This is a genomic window from Bradyrhizobium sp. RP6, from assembly GCF_003837805.1.
Taxonomy (GTDB): domain Bacteria; phylum Pseudomonadota; class Alphaproteobacteria; order Rhizobiales; family Xanthobacteraceae; genus Bradyrhizobium.
In genome coordinates this window covers 78,777-93,380 of sequence record NZ_RQIT01000014.1, presented here as the reverse complement: position 1 = coordinate 93,380, position 14,604 = coordinate 78,777, and the positions used below count along the sequence as shown (strand labels likewise).

The 14,604-nt window shown below is 64.6% G+C and carries 17 protein-coding genes; 6 read left to right on the top strand and 11 right to left on the bottom strand.

The window, feature by feature from the left end; translation table 11 throughout:
* The gene (locus EHH60_RS23605) at nt 1-999 is read right to left on the bottom strand and encodes an ABC transporter substrate-binding protein (RefSeq protein ID WP_199751882.1); all 999 of its coding nucleotides are present in this window, start codon (nt 997-999) and stop codon (nt 1-3) included.
* A gap of 88 nt (nt 1,000-1,087) precedes the next feature.
* Here EHH60_RS23605 and EHH60_RS23600 point away from each other — a divergent pair, with 88 nt between their 5' ends.
* Entirely contained in the window at nt 1,088-1,447 is a 360-nt protein-coding gene (locus tag EHH60_RS23600; protein ID WP_124161818.1) for a hypothetical protein, read from the top strand.
* 117 nt (nt 1,448-1,564) lie between these two features.
* Here the strand turns inward: EHH60_RS23600 and EHH60_RS23595 are convergent, their stop codons facing one another.
* Nucleotides 1,565-2,383 (bottom strand): quinoprotein dehydrogenase-associated SoxYZ-like carrier, encoded by an 819-nt coding sequence (locus EHH60_RS23595; RefSeq protein ID WP_199751848.1) that lies wholly within the window; start codon nt 2,381-2,383, stop codon nt 1,565-1,567.
* A gap of 53 nt (nt 2,384-2,436) precedes the next feature.
* Nucleotides 2,437-3,360 (bottom strand): quinoprotein relay system zinc metallohydrolase 2, encoded by a 924-nt coding sequence (locus EHH60_RS23590; RefSeq protein ID WP_124161816.1) that lies wholly within the window; start codon nt 3,358-3,360, stop codon nt 2,437-2,439.
* Nucleotides 3,361-3,489: 129 nt separating this feature from the next.
* Here EHH60_RS23590 and EHH60_RS23585 point away from each other — a divergent pair, with 129 nt between their 5' ends.
* The gene (locus tag EHH60_RS23585; RefSeq protein WP_124161815.1) at nt 3,490-4,374 is read left to right on the top strand and encodes a substrate-binding domain-containing protein; all 885 of its coding nucleotides are present in this window, start codon (nt 3,490-3,492) and stop codon (nt 4,372-4,374) included.
* Nucleotides 4,371-4,931 (top strand): PQQ-dependent catabolism-associated CXXCW motif protein, encoded by a 561-nt coding sequence (locus tag EHH60_RS23580; RefSeq protein WP_124161814.1) that lies wholly within the window; start codon nt 4,371-4,373, stop codon nt 4,929-4,931. Before EHH60_RS23585 ends, EHH60_RS23580 begins: the two co-directional genes overlap by 4 nt.
* 56 nt (nt 4,932-4,987) lie before the next feature.
* Here the strand turns inward: EHH60_RS23580 and EHH60_RS23575 are convergent, their stop codons facing one another.
* The 6 genes from EHH60_RS23575 to EHH60_RS23550 form a co-directional block, all read right to left on the bottom strand.
* The gene (locus tag EHH60_RS23575) at nt 4,988-5,290 is read right to left on the bottom strand and encodes a copper-binding protein (RefSeq protein ID WP_124161813.1); all 303 of its coding nucleotides are present in this window, start codon (nt 5,288-5,290) and stop codon (nt 4,988-4,990) included.
* Nucleotides 5,291-5,416: 126 nt separating this feature from the next.
* Nucleotides 5,417-6,025 carry a hypothetical protein gene (locus EHH60_RS23570; RefSeq protein ID WP_124161812.1) on the bottom strand — a complete coding sequence of 203 codons (609 nt, stop codon included), beginning with the start codon at nt 6,023-6,025 and terminating at the stop codon, nt 5,417-5,419.
* Nucleotides 6,022-6,870, bottom strand: coding sequence for a lanthanide ABC transporter permease protein PedC (locus tag EHH60_RS23565; RefSeq protein ID WP_124161811.1), 849 nt, complete (start codon nt 6,868-6,870; stop codon nt 6,022-6,024). The genes EHH60_RS23570 and EHH60_RS23565 overlap by 4 nt, the downstream gene beginning before the upstream one ends.
* Nucleotides 6,867-7,676, bottom strand: a complete 810-nt coding sequence (locus EHH60_RS23560; RefSeq protein ID WP_124161810.1) for a lanthanide ABC transporter ATP-binding protein PedB/LutE — start codon at nt 7,674-7,676, stop codon at nt 6,867-6,869. Before EHH60_RS23560 ends, EHH60_RS23565 begins: the two co-directional genes overlap by 4 nt.
* Complete coding sequence (locus EHH60_RS23555; RefSeq protein ID WP_124161809.1) at nt 7,673-8,611, bottom strand: YVTN family beta-propeller repeat protein; 939 nt, start codon at nt 8,609-8,611, stop codon at nt 7,673-7,675. The genes EHH60_RS23560 and EHH60_RS23555 overlap by 4 nt, the downstream gene beginning before the upstream one ends.
* A gap of 223 nt (nt 8,612-8,834) precedes the next feature.
* Complete coding sequence (locus EHH60_RS23550; RefSeq protein ID WP_124161808.1) at nt 8,835-10,016, bottom strand: lanthanide ABC transporter ABC transporter substrate-binding protein PedA1; 1,182 nt, start codon at nt 10,014-10,016, stop codon at nt 8,835-8,837.
* Between the two features lie 60 nt (nt 10,017-10,076).
* On the opposite strand from EHH60_RS23550, the gene EHH60_RS23545 reads away from it, so the two are divergent.
* A complete protein-coding gene (locus EHH60_RS23545) occupies nt 10,077-10,649 on the top strand; it encodes a DUF3280 domain-containing protein (RefSeq protein WP_124161807.1) in 573 nt (190 codons plus the stop codon).
* 199 nt (nt 10,650-10,848) lie between these two features.
* On the opposite strand, the gene fghA is transcribed toward EHH60_RS23545, so the two are convergent.
* Entirely contained in the window at nt 10,849-11,694 is an 846-nt protein-coding gene (fghA, locus tag EHH60_RS23540) for an S-formylglutathione hydrolase (protein WP_124161806.1), read from the bottom strand.
* 69 nt (nt 11,695-11,763) lie between these two features.
* Nucleotides 11,764-12,384, bottom strand: coding sequence for a response regulator (locus EHH60_RS23535; RefSeq protein WP_124161805.1), 621 nt, complete (start codon nt 12,382-12,384; stop codon nt 11,764-11,766).
* 206 nt (nt 12,385-12,590) lie between these two features.
* Between EHH60_RS23535 and EHH60_RS23530 the strand changes: the two genes are divergently transcribed.
* Together EHH60_RS23530 and lanM are read left to right on the top strand one after the other, a co-directional pair.
* A complete protein-coding gene (locus tag EHH60_RS23530; protein WP_124161804.1) occupies nt 12,591-13,949 on the top strand; it encodes a histidine kinase in 1,359 nt (452 codons plus the stop codon).
* 38 nt (nt 13,950-13,987) lie between these two features.
* Nucleotides 13,988-14,386 (top strand): lanmodulin LanM, encoded by a 399-nt coding sequence (lanM, locus tag EHH60_RS23525; protein ID WP_124161803.1) that lies wholly within the window; start codon nt 13,988-13,990, stop codon nt 14,384-14,386.
* Nucleotides 14,387-14,604 lie beyond the last annotated feature (218 nt).

Genomic DNA, 14,604 nt, shown 5'->3' with positions numbered 1-14,604 from the left:
TCAGTCTCCGGGGACTGCGTGATAGAACGTGCCGGGATCGAGCTCGGCCGCAGGGCCGACGAGATCGCGGCCGCCGATCTCGGCCAGCACGCGGTAGAGCACGCGTGCGTCCTTTTCCTCGTCGTCGATGCTCCGGCGCGGAATGCCGTCGCGGTAGCGGTCGCGGTAGGTCTTGAGCACGGCCGGATCGCTGGTGCCGGTGAGCGGCGCGACCTTGTCCCAGACCGCGTCCGAGGTCGCCAGCAGCTCTTTGGCCTTGCGGGTCATCGCGATGAAGCGCGCCACGGCGTCGCGATGGCCCGCGGCCCAGCTCTCGTCGAAGACATAGCCGACGGCGGAGACAGCCCCCTTGGCGCCGAGCTTCGGCAGGATGTCCTCGATGCCGGCGAGGCGGCGAAAACCCTTGGCTTCGAGCTGGGCGCAGAAATTCCAGAAGTTGAGGCTCGCTTCCATCTCGCCATCGAGCGCCTTCGCGGCGATCAGGGGCGGGGCGCCATAGGCGATGGTTGCCTCCGACTTCAGGTCGATCCCGTCCTGCTTCATCCGCGCCTGGAGCAGCAGCCAGCTCTTGTCGATCGGCCCGCCGGCGACGGCGAGCTTGCGCCCCCTGAGATCGGCAAGCGACTTGATCGACGATGAGGCCGGAACCATCACCGCGCCGAGCGCGCTGGAGTAGGGATAGAAAGTGAGCTTGGCGCCGAGCGCGCGTTCGCGCGACACCCACAGCCAGTCCGACAGGATGATGTCGGCGCTGCCGGCGCGCATCGCGATCTTGCCGGCCTCGGTGCTCGCAAGCTCGGTGACCTCCAGCGACAGGCCGGCCTCCTTGTCGAGACCGCCCGCGCGGATCGCTGCCAGCTCCCAGGAGAATGTTCCGGTTTTCTGCACCGCAAGGCGGATCGCGTCCGCGGCACGGCCGGGCGCGGCCAACGTCAGCGCCAGCGTCGTCGCGAGCGCCAATGCTCGACCAAATACCCTAGTCACACCAAGTGCTCTCATCACCTTGTGAGCCGTTTCCTCTGACAGAGTGCCTTTTCAGGACAATACGCATAGCATAGCCTTGGTCGCAACCAGCGGGAGGATGCGCATGAATCTGGCGGGACAGCTACGACCGATTGTCGCCGCATGTGTGATGCTGGCTGCGACCACGTGCGTGGCACGGGCCGAGGAGGCCAATGACTATCCTACCTCGGCGCGCGCCGAATACGTCTATGGCTGCATGAAGGCCAACGGCGAGACGCGGGCTGCGATCGAGCAATGTTCCTGCTCGATCGACGTGGTGGCTTCGATCATGCCCTACGAGCGCTATGTCACCGCCGAGACCGCGCTCAGCATGTCGCAAGTGCGCGGCAATCTCGGCGTCCAGTTCCGCACGTCTGAGCAGGCGAACTCGGCAGTGAACGATCTGCGCCGCGCGCAGGCGGAAGCCGAGGTGAGGTGTTTTTAGTTTGCTGCCGTCATTCCGGGGCGCGCCAAGCGCGAGCCCGGAATCTCGAGATTCTCAGGTGCGCGATTGCACACCAGAGTTCGGTCCTGCGGACCGCCCCGGAATGACGGCTCGCTATCACGTCCCCGGCTTCTCCACATCCCACTCGTTGCGGAACACGTGCCCGTCCGTGTCTTTCGCCTCGGCGCGGAAACGCTTGGCCCCGTTGGAGACATAGGTGAAGCGCAGATTGGGATCCTCCGAGATCGAGATGCCGCCGTCCATCGACAGCACCAGGCTGTCGTCCTGCGTCAGCTTCAACTGGTTGATGAAGAAGGCGGGAATATAGAGCTGCGTCACCTGGTCCATCTGCAGCCCGGAATTGTTGGGATGGCCGATCATGATCTGCGCCTCGCGCACGCGGCTCGCCGGTGCCTCCTCGCGCGCGAATTGCCGGTAGCGCATCTGGCCGAGCCGGTTCCTGGCCTCCTCGACATTCTTTCCTGCCGGCGCCGAGCAGCCGCCGGACGCTTTCACGTAAGTCTTGGAGACATAGAGCTGACCGTCGCTGAGCTCGGCGACCGCGTGGACATCGGTGTAGTTGTTGACGCGCACGCGCGTCGAGATCTCCGTGACATTGGCGTCCGGCCCGAGCTCGAACTTCGCCGCCATCGGCGCGGGGTTGCGGTCGATCACCAGCGTGATTGAACGGATGCGCCGCGCATCGCCGGGCGACAGCTTGCTGCGCAAGGTCACCGGCACGATGGCCGCGTCCTCGGCGCGATACGGCATCTCGATGCCGATGACGGCGCTGCCGTCATTCATCGGACGGCTCTTGAAAATGTCCTGCACCAGGCCGGGCCAGGGATCGTAGGCCTCTTCCGCCTGCGCCGGCATCGCGAAAGCGAGGCCGAGCAGGAGGGCGGTGAGTGTCAGGCGGCGTGTGCATTCCGTCATGGTCATCATCCCGCTCGGACGAAACAGTCGCTGGCAACAGCCTAGCGCGCCCGCTACTCCCATTCAATTTCAGAGAATGCTGCAGTTGCGTTGCGGGCATTGTAATCGTCGAACAGCTGCCAGTGCGGCCGTTCCGAGGCGGCCGCCTTGTCGGCGGCGGTTCGGATCGGGTCGCCGTTCTTGTTCAGCGTGCGAACGTCGGACAGCAGCGTTGACAGGTAGCGCCGTTCATCGATCAGCGCCGCGGGCCAGTCGCTCACGGGGCCGTGACCGGGAACGACCCGTAGCGCCGGGATGGCCTCAAGCCGCTTCAATGTCTCGAGCCAGCCGCGGATGCTGCCGTCCATGACCGGAATGTGGCGGAGAAAGACGAGGTCGCCAGCGAACAGGGTCCTGGTCGTCTCGTCGTACACGATCAAGTCGCTGTCGCTGTGTCCGGCCGGCCAGACGCGCAAGCTCAGGCGGCGCGACCCGAGATCGAGGGTCATCGTGTCGGTCACGAGCAGGGCGGGAGCAATGATCTTGACGGGATCGATCAGCTCGCTGCCCATGATCCGGCGGAAATTGTCGAGATAGAACGGCCCGCGCGCCGCGAGCGCCTGCGGCAGCTTGCCGTGCCCGACGAAGCTCGCCCCCTCCGCAACAAAGGCGGCGTTGCCGAAGACATGATCGGGATGGCCGTGGGTGTTGATGACATAGCGGATCGGCTTGGACGTGCGGGCCCGCACGGCGGCCAGCAGCGCCTCGCCCTCGCGAAGGCTGCCGCCGGTGTCGATCACGGCCACGGCCTCATCGCCGACGATGAAGCCGACATTGGCAATGTCACCTTCGTTCTCGCGGGTCATCAGGGCGATGGTCCCGGAGTGTACGAAGATTCCCGGTGCGACTTCGCTCACAGGCAATTCGGCTGCCCAGGCGCATGCTAGCGTTGCCCGGAGCAGGCACAAGGCTGCGATCATTGGAGCGATGCGAGACACTTTTCTGCCTCAGTTCAAAAGGGGGTCTTCTCGTTGCACTGCAGCAAAGCAAGGCCAGCACAAAGTTGGCCCACATGGCGCGTCATGCGTTGCATGGATAACATCCAACCAAAACGAGGAGGAAGCGCGATGACGGAGGTCGGGCGACATCGTCGCTGGTTGTTTTCACTATGGGTCGTGGTCGCATCCTGTGCGTTCGGCGATGTTGCCGTCGCGCAGACCAACGAGACCGGCGATCTCTCATTCGAGCTGGTCGATCCCAAGGTGCTGCGTGTCTGTGCCGATCCGCGCAATCTGCCGTTCTCCAACGAGAAGGGCGAGGGGTTTGAGAACAAGCTCGCCGAGTTTCTTGCGGACAAGCTCCACAAGAAGCTCGACTACGTCTTCTTTCCGCAGGCCAGCGGTTTCGTGCGAATGACCCTTGGTGCGCATCGCTGCGACGTCATCATGGGCTTCCCGCAAGGTGACGACCTCGTGCAGGGCACCAATCCCTATTACCGCACGAGCTATGCGCTGGTCTCGAAGGCCGGCAGCGGGCTCGAGGATGTCGATACGCTCGAAGACGCGCGTCTGAAAGGCAAGCATATCGGTATCGTCGCCGGCACGCCGCCTGCGACCAACATGGCGTTGGCGGGCCTGATGGGTGATGCAAAGCCCTATCCGCTGATGATCGACACGCGCTTCGACAATTCGGCGCAGGCGATGATCGACGACCTTGCCGCGGGCAAGATCGACGCCGGCGTGCTGTGGGGCCCGATGGCCGGTTACCATGCGAAGAAGGCAGGATCCTCGCTTCACGTCACGCCGCTGGTGAAAGAAACCACCGGGCCGAAGCTGGTCTATCGCATCGGCATGGGCGTGCGTCCTGCCGACCAGAACTGGAAGCGGCAGCTCAACAAGCTGATCCAGGAGAGCCAGGGCGAGATCAACAAGATACTGCTAGATTTCGGCGTACCGCTGCTGGACGACAGCAATCGGCCGCTCGGCGCGGAGGCGGCCAAGAAGACGCCATGAGACGGCCGCTTGCCGCTGTGATCGCCGTTGCTCTGCTCGTGGCACCGGCATTGGCGCAGCAGCAGGAGCCGTTCGAGCCCGAAGGCTATCGCACCGACAATTATCGCGCGCCGGTGCCGGCGACGCTTGCCGGCGCGCGCGTGCTGACGACCGAGGAGGCGGAAGCGATCTGGCGCGCAAACACCGGCGCGTTCGTCGACGTGATGCCGCGCCCGCCGAAACCGAAAAACCTTCCCGAGGGCACGGTGTGGCGCGATGCGCCGCGCCGGAACATTCCGGGCAGCATCTGGCTGCCCGACACCGGCTACGGCACGCTGCCGCCGGCCATGGATGATTATCTCCAGCGCGGCCTCGCGCGCGCATCACGCGGCGACAAGGCCGCACTGCTGGTGATCTATTGCCTCGCCGACTGCTGGATGTCCTGGAACGCCGCCAAGCGTGCGCTGGCCAACGGCTATTCCAACGTCGCCTGGTACCCAGACGGCACTGACGGCTGGGAGCGCGCGAAGCTTCCGACCGATGAGGCGCAGCCGGACCCGCGGCCCGAGCAACAGTGATCAAGCGAAGATGAGCGACCTCTCTCCGCAAGCGGAGAGAGGTCGAACCAATGCTATTACTTCTGCTTCTGCAGCTTCGTCAGCGTCCCCGTGCCATTCGTGGCGGTCGCAGAATAGCTCACCCTGTCGCCGGCATGAACAGCATCCAGCATCGCGGCGTCCCTGGCCTTGTACTCCTGGAGCGCGCCAGCGCTGCCTGAGCTGGCGCCGACGGTGCCCTTCTGCACCTGCTCGATCAAGATCGTGCCGTTGAGACGGTCGATCCGCTTGATCATTCCGGTCATGTCTTCGGCAAATGCGCTGGATGCGAGCAAGCCAAGGGCCGCGGTGCCCGCGAAGATGAATTTTGTTGTTCCCATCAAGGCCTCCCGACGTAAGGGGTTCACTTCGACAAGGCATCCTGGATCGATTTGGTTCCGGCAGATAGCGCGGCAGAAGGTTAACGATTGCCGGAACTTTCGCGGAAGCCGTCAGCATGGCCGCCGCTATTCCATTTCCTGCTGGATCACGCGGCCGAGCGCGAACAGGCGATGGTCGATCGAGGTTGGAACCTCGCACACGAAGCGCACGACCTTGTGACGGTCCTCGAAGATGCGGGTCTTCCAGATCAGTTCGTTACTCAATGCCTCGACCTTGGCCTCGTCGCGCGGCGTTGCGCCCTGCAGCGCTTGAAGCTGGAGTGTCTCCTCACGGATCTCGTCGGCGGCCTCGCGCTGCTTGCGGCTGACGCGTTCGAGCCCGTTCATGACCTGGGAGCGCTGGGCGTTGAGCGTGTCGAACAGGCCTGCGAATAGCAGCTTTGCATTCGTGGTCTTGTCGCTCGCAGACGCGGCGAGAAACTCCTTCACCGATTTCTCGGCCTCGTCCAGCGGCGTCTTGCGCGCCGACAGCTTTGCGACCAGCGCGCTGACCTTGGCGTCGTCCTTCCATTTGCTCTGGACATCTCCGAGCGGCGGACCGGCCCACACGGCGGCGAGCGAGATCTCCGGCACCTTGGCCTGGGTGCAAGGCCAGTCCGGATAGCGCGGATCGGCCGCGCGCGCGCCCGTGCCGGCCAGCGCGATTACCATGGCAGCCAGGAACCAGACCTTCATCCTTCGCCTCCCGCAGGCCCGCGTCGCGCCAGCCCGCGCGAGGGATCATAGGCCAAAATCGCTCCGACCATGAAGACGATTGTGCAGCTTGCCACCACCCCTAGCGAGATCCAGTTGATCTGCCCATACAGCGCGAAGCGGATCAGCTCGACCGCATGGGTGAACGGATTAGCCTCGCAGAGATAGTACAGATAGGGGCTGCCCTCCTGCACCCGCCAGAGCGGATAGAGGGCGGAGGAGGCGAAGAACATCGGGAAGATGACAAAGTTCATCACCCCGGCGAAGTTTTCCAGCTGCTTGATGCCCGAGGAGATCAGCATGCCGAGCGAACCCAGCATCAATCCGGACAGGATCAGTGCCGGCAGCACGGTAAGATACCCCGGGGCCGGAGGGGTGATGTCCCAGAGCCAGGCGATCAGCAGAAATGCGTAGACCTGGAGCAGCGACACCGCCGTGCCCGCAAGCAGCTTGCAGAACAACAGGAACCCGCGCGGCAACGGGCTCACCAGGAGCGTGCGCATGTTGCCCATCTCGCGGTCATAGACCATCGAGAGCGAGGACTGCATGCCGTTGAAGAGCTGGATCATCGCCATCAGCCCAGGCGCGATATAGACCTCGTAGAGGATGTAGGTCTCGTAAGGCGGGATGATGGAGATTCCGAGCACCTGGCGGAAGCCGGCGGCGAAGATGAACAGCCACACCAGGGGCCGCACCAGCGCCGAGACGAAACGTTCGCGCTGATGCAGGAAACGCAGCCCCTCGCGCCAGACGATGCCGGTGAGGCAGGTCAGGTACTCCTGGACCGAGAAGCCGCGGGGGGCGTCACGCGTGGTGATGCTGCTCATGCGCCGCCTCCCGGCATCACTTGCGCGCCGGTTAGGCGCATGAAGGCGGTGTTGACGTCCTGCGCGCCGGCCTCCGCGATGACGCGGTTCATCGGCCCCTTCGCCAGCACCTTGCCCTGATGCAGCACCACGAGATCGTCAGCGGGATTGATCTCGTCGAACAGATGCGTGGCCCAGAGCACGCCGATGCCCTGCTCGGTCACGAGCTGGCGGACATGGCTGATGATGTCGGCACGCGCCTTGACGTCGAGGCCGACCGTCGGCTCGTCCAGCAACAGCAGCCGGGGCCGGTGCAGCAACGCCCGCGCAATTTCCAGCCGCCGCATCTGGCCGCCGGAGAGATCGCGCACCTTGCTGCCGGCGCGCTCTTCGAGCCCGATGCGGCCGAGCAGCTCGGCGCTGCGCGCGGCGGCCTCGCGGCGGCTGATGCCGTGGAGGGCGGCGTGATAGAGCAGGTTCTGGGTCAGCGACAAATCGAGATCGAGCGTACGCGGCTGGAACACGACCCCCAACAGCCGCAGCGCCTCGCCGGGGCTCTTGCTGATGTCATGGCCGAAGATGGCGATACGGCCGGACTGGATGCCGAACAGGCGTGTGACGAGCGAGAACAGCGTGCTCTTGCCGGCGCCGTTCAACCCAAGCAGTGCAGTGAAGCTCGCGGGCCGGACATTGAAGGAGACGTCCATCAGCGCGCGGCGCGGCGCATAGGCGTGGCTGACGCCCTCGATCGCCAGCGCCGGTACGACGACGGGATCAGGCCTTGGTGCGGCGTCGTGTGGTTCGGCGATCGGGGCGGGGCTGGTCATGGCGCGATCGTGACGCCCCAGGGCAGTTCGCCCACCTGAATGGTCTTGATCACTTTTTGCGCGGCGACGTCGATGACCGAGACGTCGTTCGACACGCCATTGGTGGTGAGCAGGTACTTCTCGTCCGGTGTGAACGCCACGTGCCAGACTCGCTGCCCGACCAGCAGGTATTTCGTCACCTTGCGCGTGGCGACGTCGACCACGGCGATGCGATTGGCGGGGCCGAGCGCGATGAAGGCGGTCTTGTCGTCCTTGGTCATGCCGATGCCGACGGGCTGGATCGCCTCTTTCCGCAGCCCCGGGATCTCGAAAGTGACCTTGCCGATCACCTCGCGCTTTTTGGGGTCGATGATCGACACCGTCCCGCCGATCTCCGAGGACACCCACACTTCCGAACTGTCATGCTTGAACTCGGCGAAGCGCGGACGCGCGTCGACCAGCACGTTGGCCACGATCTGGCGCGAGGCGGTGTCGATGAAGTGCGCCATGTTGGTGGTTTCGGACGTGTTGATCAGCGTCTTGCCGTCGGGACTGATGGTCATGCCCTCGGGCTCGACGCCGACCTGGATGTCGCCGATGCGTGCGCGCTTTTCGAGATCGATCACGGTTACCGTGTTGTCGTTCTCATTGGCGACATAGAGGATCTTGCCGGCCGCATCCTGGGCGAACAGCTCGGGATCGGGTCCGGAGGGCAAGCTGTCCACCACGCTTTGTGTCTTGGCGTCGATCACCTGGATGGTGTCGTCGTCGCCGACCGCGACCATCACGAACTTGCCGTCGCGCGTGAAATCGATGCCGCGCGGGCGTTGGCCGACCTTGATGGTCTTGGTCACGGTCCAGCTGTCGGTGTCGATCACCGACACCGTGTTGCTCTTCTCGTTAGAGACATAGGCGATGAACGCGTACGCGGGCGCTGCGGCGGTCGCCAGAACCATCAGCAACGCTGCTCTTAGCAGGTGCGATCTCCGTCCGCGGGCGGTCCTCACCTCCCCCGCTTGCGGGCGAGGTCGTATCGCATCGCAAGATGCGATGCGGGAGAGGGCTCTCTCCTCTCGGGGGCCGTCGCTTGTGGAGACACCCTCTCCCCAACCCTCCCTCGCAAGCGGGGGAGGGGGCGCAGCATCGTTACGGTGCCAGCTTGGACTCATTTCACATCGCTCATTTCAGCTTGCATTTGCTCTCCGGGCGATCGTAACCGAGCGTGTCGAGCTCGGAGACCTGATGCAGGAAACCTTCCTGCGGCGACACCGACACCACCATGCGGCCGTCGACCAGCAGGATCGGCTGGCGCAGCTGCAAGTTCCAGTCGCGTAAGGTGAGCCGCGTGCCCTTGAACGCGGCGACCGAGAAATCCGGGCCCTTGATGAAATCGGTCACCTTCTTGACGTCGCCGGAATTGGTGCGCGACGTGGCCTCGCCGATCATGCGCACCGCGGTCCAGGCCTGCATGTCGAGCGCGGTCATGCGCCGCGAATTAAGCTTGAAGAAGCGGTTCTGCATCTGGATCGCGCCCCACTGGTCCTGCGCGGCGTCCCAGCTGCGCGGCACGAGGCCGGCGGAGCCCGCGACGGGGCGCGGATCCCAGGTGCGATAGGGCAGGTACGCGCCGAACACCTCGCTCTCGTCGGCCGCGACCAGCACGTCGTAGGCCGGCGCCTGCTGGGTGAAGACAGGCATCTGGCGCTGAATCAGCGTCACGCCGCTATCGGTACGGCGTGCGCCGCCTTTGTCTTCGAACGTGCGCTCCTGCACGATCTTGGCGCCGAACCGCGTGGCGGTGCGCCGGAGCGCGTCGGCGAACAGTTTGTCCTCGTCATGCGAGCCGACCACGAGCAGCCAGCGCGACCACTTTTTCCAAACGAGATACTGGCCGAGCGCATCCGCCAGCATGGCACGGGTCGGGGCGGTATGGATGACGTTGGCGCGGCAATCGGCCTCGCGCAGCCGTTCGTCGATAGCGCCGACGTTGAACAGCAGCGTGCCGCGCTCCCGCAAGGCGTCCGAGATCTTCAGCAGCGCGTCGGCCGGCAGGTTGGTGACGATGAAGCCGTTCTTCTCGGCGAGTGCGGTCGCCGCCTGCACAACGTCCTCGCCTTCCTTGATGCGGCGCTCCTCCAGCGCGAAACGCTGGTTGAGGAATTTCCCGGTGGTGTTGTTGTCCTCGATGGCAAGGCGGGCGCCGGCGAGGCCGTCATTCTCGGCGGGCAGCTCGACCAGCGACAGCGTCGATCTGGTGCCGGCGGTGCCGAGATAGCCGACGCCGATCGTGACGGGGTCGGCCGCGAGCGCGCTCGTTGCGGCAAGACTCCAGCCGATCAGGCCGACCAACCATCGAATCATGTTTCCTCCAGGCATTCTCCCCGGCTTGACCGCCGGTGGAGAATTGTTTCTGCTTCGAGCATGACCGATTTGGCCCGCCTTGCAACCCCGCATTTCGTCCTCGCGCGCGCGAGACCAGGATTCACGATCATGCGAGCATTGATATGTCTCGCCGCTTTGCTGTTGACGGGCTCGGTCGCGCTTGCAGATCCGCCGAAACTCGCGGTGTTCGATTTCGAGCTGATCGACACCAGCCTGCCGGGCGAGTTCTACGGCTCGAAGCCCGAGCAGGCGCGGCTCGAGCGCATCAGCGAGCAGCTGCGCAAGGAACTGGCAGATTCAGGCAAGTTCCAGGTGCTCGATATCGCGCCGGTTCGGGATGCCGCCCGTCACGCCAATCTGCAGGCCTGCGGCGGCTGCGATCTCAAGCTCGCCGGCCAGCTCGGCGCCGACCTGGAGATCACCGGCCTGGTGCAGAAGGTCTCGAACCTGATCATCAATCTCAACATCTATTTGCGCGACGTGAAGACCGGCAACATGATCACCGTCGCCAGCGCCGACATGCGCGGCAACACCGACGAATCCTGGTCGCGCACGATGAGCTACCTGATCCGCAACCGCCTGCTGGCGCCGAATTTTGGAAGGCCGGAGTAGTTCTTCTCTCCGCGAGCGCCGGTGTGCTTGCGGGGTGCTTGCGGGAGAGGTCGGCTCGCCGCGAAGCGGCGAGCCGGGTGAGGGGTATGTCTCCGCGAATCCAATTCACGCCTTGGGACGCGGAGAGATACCTCTCATCCGGCGCTTCGCGCCACCTTCACCCGCAAGGGGAGAAGGAAGAAGGCATGGCGCGCAGAGATCACGCCGTCAATCTTGCCGCGTGCCAGTGCAGGTGGTCGCTCATGAACGTCGAGATGAAATAGTAACTGTGGTCGTAGCCCACCTGCCGGCGCAGCGTCAGCGGGATATTGGTTTTGGTGCAGGCCTCCTGGAGCAGCTCCGGCTTGAGCTGCTCCTTCAAGAAATTGTCGGCATCGCCATAGTCGACCAGGAACCCCGAGAATTTCGCACCGTCCTCGATCAGCGCCACCGTATCGTGGTTGCGCCAGGAATCCTTGTTCGGTCCGAGATAGCCGGTCAGGGCCTTGATGCCCCAAGGCACCTGCGAAGGCGCCACGATTGGCGCGAACGCGCTTGCCGCGCGAAACCGGTGCGGGTTGCGCAGCGCAACCGTCAGCGCACCGTGGCCGCCCATCGAGTGTCCCATCACCGATTGCCGCTTGGCGTCGACCGGAAAGTTTTCCGCGACCAGCTTGGGCAACTCGTCGGTGACATAGCTCCACATCCGATAATTGCGCGCGAACGGTTCCTGCGTCGCATCGACATAGAAGCCGGCGCCGAGGCCGAAATCATAGGCGTTGTTGGCATCACCAGGCACATCCGGCCCGCGCGGAGAGGTATCGGGCGCGACGAAGATCAGGCCGAGGTCGGCGCAGGCTTTGCGGAATTCGCCCTTCTCCGTGACATTGGCATGCGTGCAGGTGAGCCCGGAGAGGTACCAGACCACGGGCAGCTTGGCGTCGTCCGCATGCGGCGGAACGTAGACCGAGAACACCATGTCGGTTCCGGTCGCCTGGCTTGCATGGCGATAGACGCCCTGCACACCGCCGTAGGATTTATTCGTCGAGACGGTCTGGATCGTCATGCCTGAAACTCCGTGGCATCTCACGACATCAACATTGCAGCGCTTATGTGACCGAAATTTGCGGCGTCGTCAGGCGACGCCGCTGTCGATCGCCAGCCGCACCAGCTCGACGGAGGTTTTCACCCCGAGCTTCTGGCGCATGATGGACGAGGTATTGGCCACCGTCTTGTAGGACGATTGCACCAGCCAGGCGATCTCGGACAGGCTCTTGCCGGCGCTGAGCAACCGCAGGATCTCCATTTCGCGGGCATTCAGCTTCGACAGCGGGCTTTGCGCCAGAGTCGGCCCAGCAAAGGCGATGCTGCGCGCGATCGCGGTCGGAAGGTACGTGCCGCCGCCGCCGACGGCGCGGATCGCCTGGACGAGATCGTCGGGATCGCCGGTCTTGGAGACATAGCCCTTGGCGCCGCACTCGATCGCCCGCGCGGCGAAAGCAGGATCGTCGTTCATGCTGAACATGATGATGCGGGCTTCGGGCGTGCGCTCGAGGATGCGGCGCGCGAGCTCGAAGCCTGAGACGGTCGGCAGGTTGATGTCGATGATGCAGAGGTCGGGACGTTCGACGATGAAGACGCACTCGCCGTCTTCGGCGTCGGCGGCCTCCAAAATCTCGATCTCCCCCTCGTCGGCCAGCACGGCACGGCAGCCGGAGGCGACAATGGGATGATCGTCGACGATCAGAATGCGCATAGGCGTTCCCCGCGACAGCGCGTTCCCGTGTTGGAATTTGCCTGTCTTGCGCCGCATGTTGCCGGCATGAGGAGCTGCGCGCCTCATGTGGCCTCATGCAACCCGGCTGGGATTGCTGTACGCTTCCGATTAGATATCGGGCGCTTCGCCTCTGTCAACGCCATCGGACAGGTGCGGGCATCCTTCGCGAGGCATAGGCGATACCAATGTGGCAGAATTTATCCTTGCGCGGGCGCATCAACCTCTTGCTGGCGCTGCTGCTGGCGCTGGGGCTCGCCGTCAATATCGGCCGGCAGGTCGCGGAAGCCGGGCCGCGCGTGCAGGCCGAAGACCAGAGCGTGATCCGCCTTGCCCGAGAGTTCATCGAGATGATCGTGGCGGATCTCAACGAGGCTCCCGATCCGGATGCCAGGCTCAACCAGATCGCACGCGATCTCAGCCGTCTGCGCCATGTCAGCATTACGCTCCGGGGCGCCGGCGGCCAGCCGCTGACGCCCCCCCGGCTTGACGCCGACGCCGACACGCGCGCGCCGCCGGCCTGGTTCGTCGCCCTGGTTCATCCCGAGCAGACCGCGGTCAGCGTGCCGGTCTCGATCCATGGCAAGCCCGCCTCACTCGTGATCACCTCGCATCCCGACGACGAGATCGCCGAGATCTGGGACGGGATCGTGACCCAGCTCGAGGTCGGCTCGGTGATCGCGCTCGCTCTGTTCTTCCTGATGATGAACGTGGTCGGCCGGGCGCTGGCGCCGCTCCAGTCGCTGGCGGAGGCAATGGGGAAGCTCGAAGGCGGACATTACGACGCCCGTGTCGCGCCGGGCGGCGCGCCGGAGCTCGCCGCGATCTGCACCAAGCTCAACCACCTTGCCGCAACGCTTGGTGCGGCGGTCGAGGACAAGCGGCGTCTTGCCGAGCGTGCGGTATCGCTGCAGGATGTCGAGCGCAAGGAGATTGCGCGCGAGCTCCATGACGAGTTCGGGCCTTACTTGTTCTCGCTGCGCGCGCATGCGAGCGCGCTGGCCAAGCTGGCGGAGGGACGCGACCCGAGTGCGGATGCCGTGCGAAAGCATGGCAGCGCCATGCTGGAGCAGATCAATGCACTCCAGCAGTTCAACCGCCGCGTGCTGGAGCGCCTTCGGCCCGTGGGCCTTGCCGAGCTCGGCTTGCGCAAGGCGCTCGAATCCCTGTCGCGGCTGTGGCGGGAGTCGCATCCCGACGTCGCGATCGAGACCGTGATCTCGCCGGCGCTGGGCGCAACCGGCGAGACCGCCGATCTCACCATTTATCGGATCGTGCAGGAGGCGCTGACCAATGTGTTCCGGCACGCCGGTGCGACCTCGGTCAATGTCGTCATCGAACCGGTGGAGCAGATGGCTCACGACGGCCGCGGCTGCGCCCGGGTGCGGGTCAGCGACAACGGCCGCGGGATGGAGCCGGGCCAGAAGCTCGGCTTCGGCCTCGTCGGGATGCGTGAGCGGATCCTGGCGCTGGGCGGCACGCTCAACGTCGTCTCCGGCGATGCCGGCTTGACCGTGGAGGCCTTGATTCCGACCGCCTCGTCCTGATCTGAATGTGACGTCTACGACCTCCGGGAGAGCTCGAAATGCCGAAATCTGGCCGATGGATGGTCTCGATTCTGGCCGTCGTGATGGTGTCGGGATCTGCGCTGGCAGCTTCCCGCGGTGATCCTGTCAGGAAGTTCTATACCGACAGCGACGGGACGCTGGACCACATCGAGGTCAGGAGGGCAGCGACGGCGCTTTTCGCCAGGCTCGACCCGGATCACGACGGCACGCTGGACGTGCGGGAGTTGCGGGGCAGATTATCCGCCAAAGAGATCGCTGCAGCAGATCCCGACCACGATGGAACGCTTTCGGTGAATGAATATCTCGCCGTCGTCTCGCAGCGTTTCGAGGCAGCCGATCCGGATCACGACGGAACGCTGGATGAGAAAGAACTGAAGACGCCTGCCGGACGCGCGCTGCTTCAGCTCCTGCAATAGATCAGGTGGTCGCGCGTCAGTTCGACCTGTCTTCTCCGCCGGCAAGATCGCGCGGTGCAGCAAGTCGACACCGCCTAGTGCTTCTCCCGGAAACGTCAAATCGAGGATGACGACCCCAGGGCGGTGCTCCAGGAATGCTTCATAGCCGCTCGGCACGTCGCGCGCAGCGACCACATCTTCGACCTCCCCCAGCACGATACGACAGGCCTCGGCGATGA